The 265-nt window shown below is 66.4% G+C and carries 1 protein-coding gene; it reads left to right on the top strand.

Annotation, left to right across the window (positions count from 1 at the left end):
* Window positions 1-135: 135 nt before the first annotated feature.
* Window positions 136-265 (top strand): DUF899 family protein (locus tag SB660_RS21230; protein WP_410584366.1); only part of this gene is annotated, 130 nt, incomplete at its 3' end.

Raw genomic sequence — 265 nt, 5'->3', positions numbered from 1 at the left:
CGCGCGGGCTCGCGCGAGCGTGGCGTCGCCTAACGGGTCCATCACCAGTAAGGACACCATTTCGGCCCGGATTGGATCGGCGCCGTTCCGTTTTCGCCCCCGGCGGTGTCTCAACGTTCAGACACCCAACGGAGGATGAATCCAATGAACATGCCACCCGTCGTTTCGCCGGAGGACTGGATGGCGGCTCGCGAGGAGCTGCTGGTGAAGGAGAAGGAGTTGACCCGCGCCCGTGACGCCCTTGCGGCCGAGCGCCGCCGGATGC

This window comes from Bacillus sp. SIMBA_005, assembly GCF_046535585.1.
GTDB lineage: Bacteria > Bacillota > Bacilli > Bacillales > Bacillaceae > Bacillus > Bacillus pumilus.
Note: the sequence above shows the minus strand (reverse complement) of the source record. Positions and strands in the feature narration are given on the sequence as shown.